Annotated in this window: 14 protein-coding genes; 7 read left to right on the plus strand and 7 right to left on the minus strand. The window is 71.1% G+C overall.

Translation table 11 applies throughout. The features are described 5' to 3' along the window. Positions 1-14 precede the first annotated feature (14 nt). Entirely contained in the window at positions 15-671 is a 657-nt protein-coding gene (locus ABZ664_RS13870) for a TetR/AcrR family transcriptional regulator (RefSeq protein WP_362508058.1), read from the plus strand. 13 nt (positions 672-684) lie between these two features. On the opposite strand, the gene ABZ664_RS13875 is transcribed toward ABZ664_RS13870, so the two are convergent. Next, positions 685-1,623, minus strand: coding sequence for an aldo/keto reductase (locus ABZ664_RS13875; protein ID WP_362508061.1), 939 nt, complete (start codon positions 1,621-1,623; stop codon positions 685-687). A gap of 274 nt (positions 1,624-1,897) precedes the next feature. Here ABZ664_RS13875 and ABZ664_RS13880 point away from each other — a divergent pair, with 274 nt between their 5' ends. Further along, positions 1,898-2,254: a MerR family transcriptional regulator gene (locus ABZ664_RS13880; protein WP_362508064.1), complete on the plus strand. Its 357-nt coding sequence runs from the start codon at positions 1,898-1,900 to the stop codon at positions 2,252-2,254. A gap of 326 nt (positions 2,255-2,580) precedes the next feature. Further along, the gene (locus tag ABZ664_RS13885; protein ID WP_362508067.1) at positions 2,581-4,041 is read left to right on the plus strand and encodes a penicillin-binding transpeptidase domain-containing protein; all 1,461 of its coding nucleotides are present in this window, start codon (positions 2,581-2,583) and stop codon (positions 4,039-4,041) included. On the opposite strand, the gene ABZ664_RS13890 is transcribed toward ABZ664_RS13885, so the two are convergent. Continuing rightward, positions 4,029-5,906 (minus strand): ABC transporter ATP-binding protein, encoded by a 1,878-nt coding sequence (locus ABZ664_RS13890; RefSeq protein ID WP_362508071.1) that lies wholly within the window; start codon positions 5,904-5,906, stop codon positions 4,029-4,031. The two genes, ABZ664_RS13885 and ABZ664_RS13890, sit on opposite strands and share 13 nt — an antisense overlap. A 167-nt stretch (positions 5,907-6,073) precedes the next feature. Here ABZ664_RS13890 and ABZ664_RS13895 point away from each other — a divergent pair, with 167 nt between their 5' ends. The 3 genes from ABZ664_RS13895 to ABZ664_RS13905 all read left to right on the plus strand — a co-directional run bounded on the left by ABZ664_RS13895 (position 6,074) and on the right by ABZ664_RS13905 (position 11,015). Next, positions 6,074-8,581, plus strand: a complete 2,508-nt coding sequence (locus ABZ664_RS13895) for a tetratricopeptide repeat protein (RefSeq protein WP_362508074.1) — start codon at positions 6,074-6,076, stop codon at positions 8,579-8,581. A gap of 699 nt (positions 8,582-9,280) precedes the next feature. Next, positions 9,281-10,057, plus strand: a complete 777-nt coding sequence (locus ABZ664_RS13900; protein ID WP_362508077.1) for an AMP-binding protein — start codon at positions 9,281-9,283, stop codon at positions 10,055-10,057. Positions 10,058-10,232: 175 nt separating this feature from the next. Continuing rightward, positions 10,233-11,015 (plus strand): SDR family NAD(P)-dependent oxidoreductase, encoded by a 783-nt coding sequence (locus tag ABZ664_RS13905; RefSeq protein WP_362508080.1) that lies wholly within the window; start codon positions 10,233-10,235, stop codon positions 11,013-11,015. Positions 11,016-11,074: 59 nt separating this feature from the next. Here ABZ664_RS13905 and ABZ664_RS13910 read toward each other — a convergent pair whose 3' ends face one another. After that, positions 11,075-12,061, minus strand: coding sequence for a winged helix-turn-helix domain-containing protein (locus tag ABZ664_RS13910; RefSeq protein ID WP_362508083.1), 987 nt, complete (start codon positions 12,059-12,061; stop codon positions 11,075-11,077). Between the two features lie 66 nt (positions 12,062-12,127). Here ABZ664_RS13910 and ABZ664_RS13915 point away from each other — a divergent pair, with 66 nt between their 5' ends. Beyond that, complete coding sequence (locus ABZ664_RS13915; protein WP_362508086.1) at positions 12,128-13,483, plus strand: MFS transporter; 1,356 nt, start codon at positions 12,128-12,130, stop codon at positions 13,481-13,483. A gap of 48 nt (positions 13,484-13,531) precedes the next feature. On the opposite strand, the gene ABZ664_RS13920 is transcribed toward ABZ664_RS13915, so the two are convergent. From ABZ664_RS13920 to pcaC, 4 genes are all read right to left on the minus strand, one after another. Beyond that, positions 13,532-14,173: an MBL fold metallo-hydrolase gene (locus ABZ664_RS13920; RefSeq protein WP_362508089.1), complete on the minus strand. Its 642-nt coding sequence runs from the start codon at positions 14,171-14,173 to the stop codon at positions 13,532-13,534. A gap of 96 nt (positions 14,174-14,269) precedes the next feature. After that, entirely contained in the window at positions 14,270-14,728 is a 459-nt protein-coding gene (locus tag ABZ664_RS13925; protein ID WP_362508092.1) for a hypothetical protein, read from the minus strand. 246 nt (positions 14,729-14,974) lie between these two features. Further along, positions 14,975-15,781: an IclR family transcriptional regulator gene (locus tag ABZ664_RS13930; protein WP_362508095.1), complete on the minus strand. Its 807-nt coding sequence runs from the start codon at positions 15,779-15,781 to the stop codon at positions 14,975-14,977. Further along, on the minus strand, positions 15,765-16,226 hold the full coding sequence (gene pcaC, locus ABZ664_RS13935; RefSeq protein WP_362508098.1) for a 4-carboxymuconolactone decarboxylase: 462 nt from the start codon (positions 16,224-16,226) through the stop codon (positions 15,765-15,767). Before pcaC ends, ABZ664_RS13930 begins: the two co-directional genes overlap by 17 nt.

The raw sequence follows: 16,226 nt of genomic DNA on the forward strand, positions 1-16,226 counted from the left end.
GGGATGATGGGGAGATGACGAACGTCTCCGGGGGAACGCTTCGCCGTCGGCCCGCCCAGCGCCGCAGCCTGGAACGGGTGGAGCGCATGCTGGACGAGTGCGCGCGACTGCTGGACGAGGTCGGCTACGAGGCGCTGACCACCAAGGAGGTCGCGCGCCGCGCGGAGGTGCCCATCGGCACCTTCTACCAGTTCTTCCCCGACAAACAAGGACTCGTACGCGCGCTGGCGCTGCGCAACCTGGAGGCGTTCCTCGGCCGGGTCACGGCCAGGCTCTCCGAGGTGCGGCTGTCGGAGTGGACGGAGATGGTCGACCTCGCGATCGACGAGTTCGTCGCGATGAAGCGGTCCACGCCGGGCTTCGGGGTCGTCGACTTCGGCGAGGTGCTCGCCGCCCCCGGCGGTCCCGCCGTCAAGGGGACCAACCGCATGCTCGACGCCGCGCTGGAGAACAACGCCATCGTGGCCGACCGGCTCCGTACGATCATCGTCGAGGTGGTCGGCACCCCGATCGGACCCGAGCTGGACCGGGTGCTCTTCGTCGCGGTGGAGGCCGCCGACGCGGTGCTCAAACTCGCCTTCCGCTCCCTGCCCAACGGGGATCCCGACCTGATCGTCGAGTGCAAGCACCTGGTCCGCCGCTACCTGTCGGCGCACCTGCCCCAGGACTGACCCGCCCTCCCCGTCAGCGGGCGGCCTCCAGGCGGGCGCGGTGCTCGTCGTCGAGCTTGAGGTCCAGGGCGCCCAGGGCCTCCTCCAGCTGGGCGGTGGAGGTCACGCCGACGATCGGGATCGTCTTCACGTCACCGCCGATCAGCCAGGCCAGCACCACCTGGTTGACGGTCGCGTTCAGCTCACCCGCGATCTCCCGCAGCACGGCGAGCCCGCGGGTGGTGCCCGGGTGATCATAGATGTCCTGGATCGGGCGGTCCTCGCGGGTGTAGGCGCCGAACATGAGCGTGTTGTACGCCCACAGGGTGAGGTCGGACTCCGAGCGCAGATAGTCGAGCATGTCGTCCTGGGCCAGGACGTGGCCCCCCTCCCGCAGCGACACCCCGGGCCGGGGGCGCAGGTAGGTGTGGCGGAGCTGCACGTTCGTGTAGGGCGGCCAGCCGTTCGCCCGCGAGACGGCGCGGGCGCGCTCCAGACGCCAGGCCGGTACGTTGCTCGCGCCGATCTCGCGGACCTTGCCCGCCTGGGCGAGCTCGGCGAAGGCGCCCAGGGTCTCCTCCAGGGGAACGGAACGGTCTTCGAGGTGCGCCCAGTAAACGTCGACGTGGTCGGTGCCCAGCCGTCGCAGGCTGCCCTCGGCGGCGGCGGCGATCACCGGGGCGGACAGGCCCTCGGCGGAGTCCAGGGTCCGGTCACCGGGGACGGTCGGCCGCCCGCCGCACTTGGTGCTCAGCAGTATCCGGTCGCGGTTGCCCCGGGCGGCCAGCCATCGGCCGATGGCGAGCTCGCTCTCGTCGCCGGTGGCGCCCTCGTTCCAGAACGGGTAGTTGTTCGCGGTGTCCAGCAGGGCGCCTCCGGCGTCGACGAACCGGTCGAGGATCGCGAAGACGGTCTTGTCGTCGACCGTCGTGCCGAAGGGGATGGTGCCCAGAGCGAGGGGGATGTGAGTCATGGGCACCACCTTGAATGCTGGAGTGAACTCCAGGGCAAGTGGATGGCCGGGAAATGATGGAGAAAAATTGTTTGTGATGGCCAAGAGGGCATAGGTAGGGTTATGCGTGGTTTATCCCCTGGCTTCTCCGCAGGTGGATATGCCAAGGCTCTGAGCCGGTGTGGGCACACCGGATCGGGGCCGTTTTTGGTTGTGCCGATTCGTCGGTGGCGACAGGTCGGCAGGGGCGACTTTTCGGTTAGGCGGTTATTCGATGGGGGCCACGAGTGTGAGTGTGTACACACCGAGACAGGTGGTGGAGGAGACCGGCTTCAGCCTCGACACGCTCCGCTACTACGAGCGGATCGGGTTGCTTGAGTCGATCGACCGCAACGCGGCCGGGCAGCGCAGGTTCACCGAGAAGGACGTCGGCTGGCTCGGTATGGTCCGCTGCCTGCGCGACACCGGCATGCCGATCGCGGAGATGATCCGCTTCGCGGAGATGATCAGGGAGGGCGACCACACGGTCCACGACCGGATCGCGCTGCTCGAAGCACACGACCGGCGGGTGCAGGAGCAGGTCGAGAACCTGCGCGAGCAGCAGCGGGCGATCCGGAACAAGATCGCTTACTACCGCTCGGTGGCCGACTAGAAATCGCGGGGCCCGCCCCGGCGGGAGGTCGGGAACCGCGCGGCCCGCGTCGGTGGTCAGGCGGGAGGTCGCGCGGCCCGCGTCGATCCGCTCTCCCCGAGAACCGCGCGGTCCGCGTCGGTCCGCGTTGATCCGCGTCGCCCCGCGCCGTCGGGGGCCGCGTGTCCGGGTCGGTGGAGAGCCGTACGGCCGCGCGGTCCGCGTCGGCGTGACCCCTGAGGTATATGGCCGTTCAGAAGTCGTACGACGGCTTTGCCCCCGGTCGAGGTGCCCTTTTCGGTCCGGCTGTTAAACCGGTATCGAGGTCGGGTGTCCGGGGAGGGGTCATGATCGCACCGCGGGCACGCCGGATCAACATTCCGCTGCGTCACGTCGCCCTGATGTGCGGGGGGATGCTGTTCGCCCTTCTCGCCAGCGTGACCTACCTCCAGGCGCTGGACTCCGAACGGCTCAACGAGGACCCGCGCAACCGGCGGACGATGATCGCGCGCTTCGAGAACCCCCGGGGCAGGATCCTGCTCCGCGACGGCACGGTCGTCGCGACCAGCCGCAAGGCCAGGAACGCCGCCTACCGATACCGAAGGGTCTATCCCGGCGGTCCGCTCTACGCCACGATCACCGGGCACTTCTCGCTCCGCGGCACCGGCGGCGTCGAGCAGGCCGAGGAGGCACTGCTGTCGGGGAAGGACCCCCGGGTGAGGGTGCACGGGCTGGTCGAGGGCACTCGCGACGGCGCCACACTCAGGCTCACCGTCGACCGCGGTGCCCAGCGGGCCGCCTACGACGGGCTGCGCGCCACGGGAAGGCCCGGTGCCGTTGTCGCGATCGATCCTCGCACCGGCGCGATCCTCGCCATGGTCTCCCTGCCCTCCTACGACCCGAACCTCTACGCGAGCTTCGACGCGGCCATGCTCGACATGACGGACAAGCGGCTGCGGGGCGACCCCGCGGACCCGCTGCTGAACCGGGCGATCCAGCGGACCTACCCGCTGGGATCCACCTTCAAGGTAATCACCAGTGCGGCGGCGCTCGGCTCGGGGCGGTACGACCTCGACACCCGCGTCGGCGCCCCGAGGTCCTTCCACCTCCCCGGCACCGGCACCCACCTGCGCGACGGCCGCGCCGCCTGCGGCGACGTCGACCTTCCGCTGCTCCAGGCGTTCAGGCTCTCCTGCGACACCCCCTTCGCGAAGATCGGGATCGACCTCGGCCAGGACGCGCTGCGCGAGCGGGCGGAGGCCTTCGGGTTCGACACCGACGACCTGGAGGTGCCCATGCCGGTGACCAGGAGCGTCTATCCCTCCGAGCTGGACGACGCGCGGACCGCGATGTCGGCCCTGGGGCGGTCCGACGTCCGGGCGACCCCGCTCATGATCGCGATGATCGCGGCGGCGGTGGCCAACGACGGCTCGCTGATGCGCCCCCACCTCGTGGACGAGGTCCGCCTCGCCGACGGCGCGGTGATCGACGTGACCGAGCCCTCGCCGTACCGCCGCGCGGTCGGCGCCGAGGAGGCGGAACGGCTCACGGAGATGATGATCGCCGCCACCGGCAGGGAGGGAACCGGCGCCGCCGCGGCCCTCCGGAGGATGAAGGGCGCGGGGAGGACCGGCACGGCGGAGAACGTCCCCCCGGGGGAGGACCACGCCGTCTTCAGCGGCTTCGCCCCCGCGGTCTCCCCTCGGATCGCCGTCGGAGTGCTGGTCGAGGGCGGCGGCCCCGACAGGCGGGCGGCATCGATCGCGAGGGGCGTGATCGAGGCGTTCCTCGGCGGTCAGGCCGAGTAGGCCCTCGCCTGGAGGCCGTAGAGGTCGGCGTAGAGGCCGTCCAGATCCATGAGCTCCTCATGGGTGCCGTGCTCGACGACCTCGCCGTGGTCGAGGACGTAGATCCGGTCGGCGTAGCGGACGCTCGCCAGCCGGTGGGTGATGAGCAGCACGGTGCGCCCGTCGGCGTGCTGCCGGATGCGTTCGAACAGGGCGTGCTCGGCGCGGGCGTCCAGGGCGGCGGTGGGTTCGTCGCAGATCAGCAGCGGAGCGTCCCTGTGGAACCCCCGGGCCACCGCGATCCGCTGCCACTGGCCGCCCGACAACTCCTGGCCGTCCTTGAACCGCCGGTCGAGCAGGGTGCCGTAGCCGTGCGGCAACTCGGCCACCACCTGGTCGGCGCCCGCGACCTCGGCCGCCGCGACGAGCGCCGGCTCTCCCTTGTCGGTGCCCATGCTGATGTTGTAACGGGCGGTCAGCGGCCAGCGCGTGTGGTCCTGGGCGATGACCGCGATGCGATTGCGCAGCTCGTCGGGGTCGACGTCCGCCAGGTCCGTGCCGTCCCAGCTGACCCGGCCACTGTCCGGTTCGTACAGACCCGACAGGATCTTGGCCAGCGTGGTCTTGCCGGAACCGTTCTCCCCGACGAGGGCGATCACCTCCCCCCTGCCGATGGTGACCGTGAGCCCCCGGAGCGCGGGCTCCGCGGCTCCCGGGTAGGTGAAGACGACGTCCTCGGCGGTGATCCGCTCGAAATCCTCCGGCGCCCGCGCCGGGCGTCCGGCGGGCAGCCCGCTCTCGGTCTCGGCACAGAAGTCGAGGAAGTCGGTGAAGTACAGGCCCTCCTCGTAGAGGCGGTTCGTGGCGTGCATCAGGTTGGCGAGGTAGGTCTGGCCGGAACGGATCGCGAGCACCGCGGTGCCCGCGACCGCGAGAGGGACCGCGCCCACCGCGAGCAGCACGCCCAGGGCGACGTAGACCACGGCCGTGCCGACGCCGCCCAGCGCCTCGCCCACCACCCGCGCGAGGGCCTGGCGCCGTGCCAGTCCGAGCATCACGTTCTGCTCGGCCGTCGCCACCGCGTCGTACATCCGCATCAGGAAGCCGCGCATGGTGAACGAGCGCACCTCCGCGGCCGGCTCACGCTCGGCCAGCAGCTCCGCGATGATCCACTTACGGCGCCTGGCCGGGATCAGGGCGTACATCGTCGTGTAGCGCATGCGCGCCGCGCGGACCGCCGCCCACGCGTCGGGGAGCACCGCCAGCACCAGCAGAGGCAGCAGGACCGGGTGGAGCACCCCCAGCACGCTCGCCGCGGCGACGATGCCGATGAGCGCGGTCAGCGTGTTGATCGCCGTGCTCACCACCTCGTCCGCGACGCCGACCCCACGCGACCTGGCCCGCTGGAGCGCGTCGTGGAATTCGGGGTCGTCGAAGGACGCGAGGCCGACCCGGCTGGTCAGCCCGTACAGACGTTCCTCGGCGATCCGGCCGACCTGGGGTTCCAGCCGCGACTGTGCCCAGCCCGCGCCCGCCTGCGTGAGGGTGCGCAGCGTCGCGGCGACACCCACCAGGATCAGGCTGGGCAGGGCGGCCCGCACCCGCTCGGGGGTCGGTCCCGCCTCGAACAGCGCCGACAGCACCCCCGTCGTGGCGAACAGTCCGAACGCGGTGAAGATCCCGCCCAGCAGGCTCAGGGTGATCGCGACGACGGTGTCACGGGGGCCGGCCAGCCACGCCAGTCTGACGGCCTGCGACACCAGCGCGGGAAGCCTGCGGGCTATGGTCAGGAAGCCGACCTTCGTCATCTTGTCGGTGTGGGCGTACCAACCGGAGACGCTGATCTCGCCGATCTCTGGAGCCGGGTCGGCCGGGGAGTCTGTCATGGGAGCAGTGTGAGTCGACGCACCGGTGATGGCCATCGGATGGCCGAGGGCGGCCAGGGCTGGGCAGGATAATCCATAGCTAGAAAAGATTCTAAGAGTTGGGCATGGTTCGGTAATTGATGTCACACTTTCTGTGACGGTTCTACCCGCGACCTCTTTAAGAGCCGATGACCCAGGACACCGCACACGCCTCCCTCACCGGAGGCAATCTCCCCCTCGAACCCAACGGTTTCGTGGGGCGTGAAGCCGACGTGGAAGAGCTCATCGACCTGCTGGGCGTCGCCCGGGTGGTGACGCTCTGCGGTGCGGGTGGCATCGGCAAGAGCAGGCTCGCGGTCCGGGTCGCGCGCCAGGTGGCGGAGGATTTCCCCGGCGGCGTCTGGCTGGTCGAGCTGGCCGACGCGGTGCGCGGCGACCAGATCGAGCCCCGGGTGGCCGCCGTGCTCGGGGTGAAGGCCGAGCCGTCCCGCGCGCTGGCCGACACCCTGATCGACGCGCTCGGCGACCGGCGGCTGCTGCTCGTCATGGACAACTGCGAGTCGCTCATCGAGGAGGCCGCGAGGTTCTGCCGCGCCGTGCTCACCGTCTGCCCCGACGTGCGCGTGCTCACGACCAGCCGCGAGCCGCTCAGGGTGGCGGGGGAGACCGTGTGGCGGGTGCCGCCGCTCACCCTGCCCAGAAGCGGCGGCCACGACCTCGGCACCGGCGAGGCGGTGCACCTCCTCCTCAACACCAGCGAGGCGGTGCGCCTCTTCGCCGACCGTGCCACCGCCGCCTCGCGGGCCTTCTCCGTCACCGAGCAGAACGCGGCCGACATCGTCGGGCTCTGCGAGGCGCTCGACGGGATGCCGCTCGCGATCGAGCTCGCCGCGGCCCTGTGCAGGGTGCTGACCGTGGAGCAGATCAACGCCAGGATCAGGGACAGGTTCCGGCTGCTGTCCGCGGGCGACAGGACGGCCCCGGCCAGGCAGCAGACGCTCAGGGCCACCGTCGACTGGAGCTACCAGCAGCTCAACGAGCCCGAGCGGATCCTGCTGCGCCGGCTGGCGGTCTTCACCGGCGGGTGGACGCTCGACATGGCCGAGCAGGTCTGCGCGGGTAACGCGCTGTGGGCCGAGGACGTCCTGGGGGTGCTCTGCGACCTGGTCGACAAGTCGCTGGTCCTGGCCGACGCCCAGGTGGCCGGCGAGACGCGTTACCGCATGCTGGAGACGATTCGCGAGTACGCCGTCGAGCAGCTCGACGCCTCGGGCGAGGAGCCCGAGTTCCGGCGGCTGCACCGCGACCACATGATCGAGGTCGCCGCCAGGATCCACCGGACGATCGTCAGGCGCCCCCGCCCGACCTGGCCGGAGATCTGCCCGATGCTGGTCATGCTGGACGAACTCCAGACCAACGTGTGGGCGGCGGTGCGCTGGTCGGTCGAGTCCGCGGGCGACCCGGAGAGCGCGCTGCGCCTCCTCGTCCTGCTGCGCTGGCCGATCATCGCCGGAGGGAGGTTCACCCCGGCCGACAAGTGGCTCGACCGCCTGCTCGACGCCGCCCCCGAGGAGCTGACGCCGTGCGTGCGCGGCGACGCCCTCGCGCTGCGCGGGCAGGTGGCCTTCGGGCAGGGCGACCCCGACACCGCGCAGATCGCCTGCACCGCCGCGGTCGGCCTGTGCCGCGAGGCGGGCCTGTACGGGCCGCTCAGCGGCGCGCTCGCCATCCTCGCCTGGGTGGCCATCTACCAGCGGCGCCCCGAGAGGGTCAGATCCCTGCTGGATGAGGCGCTGGAGGCCGTACGCACGGTCGACGACCCCTGGCACGAGACGGTCATCCGTTCCATGGAGGGCACGTTCGCGCTGTCCGAGGGCAGGGCGAAGGAGTCACAGCGATCCTTCGAGGCCGCGCTCGCCATCGCCCACGAGCTCGACAACCACTGGGCCGCGCCGGTCGCCCTCATCGGCCTGGCCCAGGTCGCCTGGCTCCGCGGCGACCTCGTCGAGGCCCGAGCCCACTACGAGCGCGCCCTCGACATGCTCCAGGACATCACCGCCCACTGGCAGGCGATCACCTGCCTGTCGGGGCTCGGCAGGATCGCGCTGGCCCAGGGAGACCTCCCCACCGCGCGGGTCAGGCTGATCGAGAGCCTGAGACTCTGCATCGGGACCGGACAGCGGCTCGGCGTGGCCCGCCGCATCGAGACGCTCGCGCAACTCGCGCTCGCCGAGGAGGACGACCGCCGGGCGGTGCGCCTGGCCGGGGCCTCCGCCGCGATCAGGAGCGCGATGAGCGGCGCCGTGCTGCCACCCGGGTTCGGGGCGCGGATGGAGGAGCTGCTCCAGCCCGCCCGTGCGCGCCTCGGTGACGCGCTCGTCGCCCAGCTGTGGGCGCACGGCCAGGAGATGTCCCAGGAACAGGCGGTCCGCTACGCGCTGCAGTTCGACGAGCCGTCCGAGACGCCCGTACTGCTCGGCAAGCATCCGGTCGCGGCCCCGCTGACCACGCTGACCTGCCGCGAATGGGAGATCGCCGAGCTGATCGCGAGGGGGATGAGCAACAAGGCCATCGCCGACGAGCTGGTGATCAGCCCCGCCACCGCCGCCAGGCACGTCGCCAACATCCTGGGCAAGCTCGGCTTCTCCTCCCGGACCCAGGTGGCCACCTGGGTCATCGAGCAGAACCGCTCCTAGGCCGCGCGTTCACGCGTCCCGTCCGGCGGGCGTGCAGCTCTACATACCCCGGGCTACACATTCGTGGGCGTGAAGATACATCTCCGGATACGCAGTCCGGTGCATGTGTCGTGCTCACCGCGCGCCATACGTTTTCCTGGTGTTCGACCGATGACGTCCAGCCTTCCGCACCGTGCCGGTCACAGTTCCGGTCCGGGACGGCAGGTCCACACCATCCCGGGCGTCTCGGTCGAGCACGTCGCGGACGTCGCGTGTCCCCGTTGATGGCCCGGGTCCCCTCGGAGGGGTGGGGACCTGGGGCATGGGCCATGCGACAGCGGGCTCGAGTCGCGCAGGGCTCGGGCCCGCCCATCGCGTCTCCGTTTCCACGGAGGCCACGGAGGTTCACGACGGAGGTTCACGACGGAGGTTCACAGAGGCCGGGGAGTCGGCGGACCGGTCGCATCGGGGGTTTCGAGCGCGAGGAGCGGTTTCAGCGGTTTCATCGGAGGCGGAGCCCGTGGCCCCGACGCCCGCCGGGGGGCAGGGGATTCGGAGCGGAGGCACGTTTTCATCGGGGATTCGGAGCGCGGGGAGCGGTTTCATCGGGGGTGCGGACCCGCCGACCGGGTGCGCGCCGGGGGCAGGGGGCCGAATACACAGTCATCTACATACATCTACGGATGCCCGCGCGGATGGAACGGCCCTACCGTCGGCGGCATGAGACCCACCTCCCCGTCAACCAGCTGCACCCTCACCGAAGCGGTGTTCGGCTACGCACACGGTCGAGGTGATCGACCCGCGCTGATCGACCTCGGTGCCGGGGTGGTGTACGGCTATCGCCGGCTGGCCGCGGAGGTGACGCGGGGAGCGTCGGGCCTGGTGAGGCGGGGAGCCAGACGGCGCCAGGTGGCCGGGATCCACGTGGACAGCGCGGTGGCCCAGACACTGGCGGTGCACACGGTCATCGCGGCGGGAGGGGTGGCGGCGCCGATCACCTCCGGATGCGAGGAGATGGCCGACCTGCTGGCCGAGTGGGACGCGCGGCTGCTCATCACCACCCCGCGCCTGGCGGACGTGTCGTTGCGGGCCGTGGAGGACTCGCGGGTCCGGCAGGTGATCGCGTTCGGTCAGGCCCGTGACACCGTCGACTTCGCCGACCTGCTACTCCTGGAGCCCGTCCCGCTGCCCTTCCTCGATCCGGCGGTGCAGCCCGCCCTCCTGATCGACGACGGGGGGGTGCTCACCCACCACGACCTGATCACGCGGATGAACACCCTCGACGAGGGTGCCGAGCTGGGCAAGTCCGACGTCCTTCTGGTGACCTGGCCCCTGGGGTGCAGCCTGGCCATGACGACGCTGATCGGGCTGGCGCTGATGCGCGGTTCCCTGGTCGTCGTAGCCCCTGGCCTCTCGTCCGACGAGCTGTCGGCGACGATCCACGACTTCGGCGTCACCGTCGTGGCGATGTCCGACGGAGCCGTCCAGCGCGTCTGACGGCGTCTCCGAGGCGACCTGCAGGTGGTCGCCGACCGTGTCCGGGCGCGTCCGATGGCCTCCTCGAGATGGCCTGGCAGGGGTTTGACCTGGCCTGATGCCCATCCGGCGGCGTGCGCCCCCGTTCCGCTGGGTAGTCAACGATCAGCCCGTTCGAAAAAAGGGGATCGTCTCCATGGCACGTGTTCTGATCACCGGCTCCACCGACGGCCTCGGTCTCATGGCCGCCCGGCTGCTGGCTCACGACGGCCATGACGTCACCCTGCACGCACGTAACGACACCCGCGCCGGTGACGCGCGCGACGCGCTGCCGGAGGCCGAAGCCGTCCTCATCGGCGACCTGACCACCATCGAGGGAATGCGGTCGGTCGCCGTCCAGGCAGGCAGGATGGCCCGCTACGACGCGATCATCCACAACGCCGCCGTCGGATACCGAGAGCCGAGCAGGATCGAGACCGCCGACGGGCTCGCCCACGTGTTCGCGGTCAACGTGCTCGCCCCGTACCTGCTCACGGCACTCATCGCCCCGCCCGCCCGGCTGGTCTACCTGAGCTCGGGCATGCATCGCGGCGGGGACACCGGTCTGGACGACCTCCAGTGGACCGCCCGGCCCTGGGACGGCTCGCGGGCGTACGCCGACAGCAAGCTGCTGGACGTCGTTCTCGCGTTCGCGGTCGCCCGCCGATGGCCCGACGTGCTGTCCAACGCGCTCGAACCCGGCTGGGTCCCGACGAAGATGGGAGGTCCGGGCGCGCCCGACGACCTCTCCCAGGGGCCGGTGACGCAGGCGTGGCTCGCCGTGAGCCAGGACCCCGAGGCCACCGTGACCGGCGGCTACTTCCACCACCGGAAACCGTGTTTCGTCCATCCCGCCGCGCGCTCGCCCGAGTTGCAGGACGGGCTCCTCGACGCGTGCGCCAAGCTGACCGGCGTCTCTCTCCCGTCGCACGCGGCATGAGCGTCCGGGGCATCGTGTTCCGTGTCGCGTTCCTCATCGTCTGATCGGCCGTCGGCTCCTCAAGACCGCAGCCTTGATGGGCTGACCAGGGAGTCGCCCAGCGCGGTGCGGTGGTACAGGACACCGCGACCGGTGCGGCTCCCGGTGACCAGGCCCGCCCTGCGCAGGGCGGAGATGTGCCCGCCCACGGTCCCCAGGCTCAGCTCCAGCAGGGACACGAGCTGGGTGGTGGTCGCCGGGGTCGCCAACTCCAGCAGGAGGCGGGTCCTGGTCCTGCCGATCAGTCCGGCCAGGCCGTCCGGCGTCTCGGGCGGGACGCCGGTGCCCCGAGCCGGATAGCTGATCGCATACGGCCAGTGGGACTCCAGGTAGGAGCCGATCCCGGTGGGGAACACGGTCGGTATGAAGAGCAGCCCGCGCCCGTCGAGCCGGTGGGTCTCCTCCTTCTCTCTGGAGAACACCTCGATGACACCGTCGGGACGCCACCGGACCCGGGGGTTGAGGTCGTCGAGTGCCGCGCCCCAGCCGTAGGTCGCCAGACGGCCCGCCCGCTGGACCACGTCCCGCTCCAGGATCGCGTGGAAGCGCGGCCACGCGGGGGAGACGATCTCCTGCCAGATCGCACTCAGCGCCTCGGCGAACAGTCGTACGACCTCCGGCGAGAACAGCACGTCCATGACGGGCCGGGGAAGGCGCGGCGCCCCCTCCAGGTTCCTGGTGATCTCGGCGTGTGCCCGCGCCACCGGGGTGGCCCGCACCACCGCGATCTCCGCCTCGAACGGGGTGTTCACGCCGGTCGGTGGCGGCGCGGGGAAGTCGGCGTTGTAGTAACGCTCACGGAACAGCGCCACCATGGGAACCAGCCCGGGGTGTGTGAGCAGCAGTCTTTCGTACGGCTCCCGCATCCTGGCGATCCACGCCCGCCACTCCCCGGCCTCCCGCCTGCCGGAGAGGATCCAGAGCGCGTGCTTGGTCACGATGAGCGGGGAGATGGCGAACCTGCTCGCCATGATGTCGTGCGGGGTGACCTCGATACGGAAGACCACTGGGCGACCTTTCGGATATATCCGAAAGCTTAGTCAGCCGTTCGGGCGTCTTCCACCATCGTGTCCATGACCACACAAGAGCGCGGCGCGACCTATACGGAGGTCTTCGCGAGCCGGGAGTTCCGTGTCCTGTTCGGAAGCTTCACCCTCCTGGTCGCGGGGGACCAGGTCAAGATGCTCGCCCTGTCGGCGCTGGTGTACGCGCGGACCGGCTCGCCGGGACTGTCGGCGGCGGCGTACATGGTGGGCTTCCTCCCCTACATCGTCGGCGGGACGTTCCTGCTCTCGCTGGCCGACCGGCTCCGCCCTCGCGCGCTGATGATCATCGGTGAGCTGCTGCGGATGGTGACCTGCCTGCTCCTCGCCTTCACCGGGCTGCCCGTCTGGGCGATGCTCGTCCTCGTTCTCGCCACCGGTCTGTTCTCGCCGGTCTTCGGGGCGGCGCGCAGCGCACTCCTGCCCGACCTGCTGCCCGGCGACGCGTTCGTCCTGGCCAGGTCGGTGCTGAACGTGACGGCCGCCGGGGCCCAGATCGGCGGCCTCGCGGCGGGCGGCGCCATCCTCGCCTTCGTCGGACCCGAGGGGGCGCTGACCGTCACCGCGGTGCTGTCCCTCCTGGCGGCCGCGGTACTGCGCTACGGCCTGCCCGACTTCCCCGCCAGGAACGCGAGGGACACCGGCTTCCCCGGCGCCGATACGAAGGACGGTGGCCCCTCCGGCGGTGGCCTTCCCGATGAGAACCTCTCCGATGGCGAGCTCTCCGACACGGGTATTCCAGGCGGCGGCTCCCTCACCGAGGAGACGGGCAGGGCGGATGCCCGGACCCGGGCGGATGGCGGTGCCGTACGGGAGACGCTGCGCGTCAACCGGGCCCTGCTGACGGACCCCCGCGTACGCGGACTGCTGCTCGCGCAGTGGCTGCCGATCTCGCTCATAGTGGGTGCCGAGGCGATGATGATCCCCTACCTGGGCAACACCGCAGGGTTCGCGCTCGCCGCCGCCTCCGTCGGCCTGGCGGCCGGAAACTTCGTCATCGGCCGGTTCGTCTCGCCCACCGGAAGGGAACGGCTGACGTTTCCCTTCGCGATCGTGTCGGGCGTCCCCCTGCTCGCCTTCGCACTCCAGCCGGGACTCGCCGGAGCCGCGCTGATCGTGATGCTCGCCACCGCGGCGTCGAGCGCCTGCCAGCTGGGGTTGCAGCGGTGGTTCGTGGACGCGGTGCCGGAAGCCGTGAGGGGGCAGGCCTTCGGCCTGGCCGCCGCGGGAATGATGACCGGCCAGGCCGTGGGCGGCGCCCTCGCCGGCGCCGCCGCCGAGCTGACCTCCCCGCACACGGCGATCGTCCTCATGGGAGCCGCGACCGTCCTCAGCTCCCTCGCCCTGCACCGCCCCCTGAGAACCGGTGGACAGCCGCCCGCATGACGATGCTCCGCCCCAGGAGACCGGGCATGGTTCGTCATCAACAGGGGGTCAGAGGTCGACGCTCTCGCCGGGGGTGAGGCGCCGGATGTCGGCCCCGAGTCGTTCGGCCTCACTGGCGAGCACGCTCTCCAGCACCTTGACGCCCCAGTCGTTGATCAGCCCGTCGTGGATCGCGTACGCGCGCCGGGGTGCCATCGTCCGCAGGTAGACGATCATGTCGGGAACCGTCATCCAGGGGGCCTGGCCGGGCACCAGCAACGTCGGCACGTCGACGACGGTGAGCGCGTCGCCGGGGTGGAAGACCTCCCCGTCGACGATGAACCCGACGTTGTCCACCGGTGGTACGTCGGGATGACTGAAGTGGTGTTTCTCTCCCACGACGGTCACCTCGAACCCGGCGACCGCCAGCACGTCCCCCGCACGCACGACCCGTACGCTGTCGCCCAACTCGGTCAGGTGCCGGGCCACGCCGGGGCAGGTGTGGACGACGAGACGCGGATTCTCGGCGACGGCCGCGCGCAGACGGTCGGGTTCGAAGTGGTCGAAGTGCTCGTGGGTGACGAGCACGGCCTCGGCCCCGGTGATGGCATCGACCTCGGGGGTCATCGCACCGGGATCGATGACGAGGCTCCGCCCGTCCTTCTCCAGCCGTACGCACGCGTGTCCGAGTTTGGTGAGTCTTATCGTCATGCGCCCATCCTGCTCACCCGTGGCGCCTCCTTGATCGGATCCGCCAAGGGCGAACGGGCGCCGACGGATCGTACGCGGAGACGGACGCCGGCCGGGTCAGGGGCGGGTCAGGCGGTCGTACACGGTCGCGGCCGTCACGCCGTAGGCCAGGTGGGGGACGATGTCGGAGACCCAGGACGACGCGTCCCACTCGCGCGGGTCGGTCAGGCGCAGCGCGGTGAGGGGGGCCACGCTCGCGGCCATCGCCATCGCCGACAGTCCCAGGGCGGCCAACGGCGGCGGAACGCGACGGTCTCCGGTCAGCAGGCCGTACAGCCCGCCGACACCCAGCCCCGTCGCGTACCCGAGCAGCGCGCCCATGCCCTCGCGCCTGCTGTCGGCGGCCTCCCCCGAGCCGAGGTCGGCACCCGCGCGGTCGGCCAGCTTGCCCGCGGCCTCGGCCGGCAACCCGCTCGCGGCCCGGCCACGTACGACCATGTCCAGATAACCGGCGATGTTCAGCGCGGTGGTGCCCGCCGCGCCGGCGAGGATCCCCGCCACCGGGCTCACGCTCATCGCCTTCCCGCCAGGCGCAGGCAGACCGGGTCGTGGACGTGCCCTGACCCCGTGGCGGTCCGGACCCGTGGCCGTCGCTGCGGAACGGCCGTCCTCCACCCCTGCGACATGCGTTTTCCCCCGAGTCGGCGACGAGGTCGGTATGCCCGCCGTCGTCACGGCCAACCCCGCGCCGGCCTGCGCCTTCGCGGGGCGGTGGGCAGCGGTGGGCAGCGGGGGGACAGCGAGGGACAGCGAGGGAAAGGGTCAGCGGTGGGACAGGGAACCGCTCCTGACGCCCGCCGCGTGCAGGTCGGTCTCCACCCGCGCGGCGGTGGCGAGCAACGGCGGGAGCAGATCGCGGCGGGCGGACTCCGGGGTCGTACGGCTCGCGTGCGAGGAGATGTTGATCGCGGCGCTCACCCGTCCCGAACGTTCCCTGACGGGGACGGCGATCGAGCGCAGGCCCTCCTCCAGCTCCTGGTCGACCATGGCCCAGCCCTGGGCGCGGATCTTTTCCAGCTCGGCCCCCAGGGCGGCGGGGGAGGTGATCGTGTTGGGGGTGAACCGGTGGAGCTCGACGCGCCCGAGGTAGGCGTCGAGGTCGTCGGGCGGCAGCCAGGCGAGCAGCACCCTGCCCATCGAGGTGCAGTGGGCCGGGAAGCGGGTGCCGATGTTGATGGTCACCCGCATGATCCTGCTGGTGGCCACCCGGGCCACGTAGACGACGTCCTCGCCGTCGAGCACCGCCACCGACGCCGACTCGCGCACCTCGGCGACGAGGCGTTCGAGGTGCGGCTCGGCCACCTCGGGCAACGAGAGGCCCGACAGGTAGGCGTACCCGAGATCCAGGACGCGGGGGGAGAGCGCGAACAGCCGCCCGTCGGTCCTGACGTAGCCGAGGTCGACGAGCGTCAGCAGGAACCGCCGGGCCGCGGCCCTGGTCAGGCCGGTCGCGCGGGCCACCTCGCTGAGCGTCAGCTCGGGGCTCGTCGCGCTGAACGCCTTGATCACCGAGAGCCCGCGTGCCAGTGACTGCACATGCTCCGAGCCACGGTCAATCGGTTCGGTCATCCCCGCCCTCCTCGTTCCCCTCGAAGTTTCCCCCGGACCTCAGCGCCGCCCGTGCCACCGCGAACGCCCGGTTGGCGGCGGGCACGCCCGCGTAGATCGCGGTCTGCAGCAGGACCTCCTTGATCTCCTCCTCGGTCAGGCCGATGCGGAGCGCGGCCCTCACGTGCATGGCCAGCTCGTTCTCGTGCCCGAGCGCGGCGAGCATCGCCAGCGTGACACAGCTGCGGGTGCGCCGGTCCAGGCCGGGGCGGGTCCAGATCTCGCCCCAGGCGTACCTGGTGATGAACTCCTGGAAGTCCGCGGTGAACGGGGTGGTCGTCGCGACGGCGCGGTCCACGTGCTCGTCGCCGAGCACGGCCCGGCGCGTCGCGTCCCCGGCCTCCCACCTGTTCGCCTCGCTCACCTCTCCGGTCTTCCCGCGCGTCCGCGCGTCCGCGTCGCTCAT

This window comes from Streptosporangium sp. NPDC006930, from assembly GCF_040635605.1.
Classification (GTDB): domain Bacteria; phylum Actinomycetota; class Actinomycetes; order Streptosporangiales; family Streptosporangiaceae; genus Streptosporangium.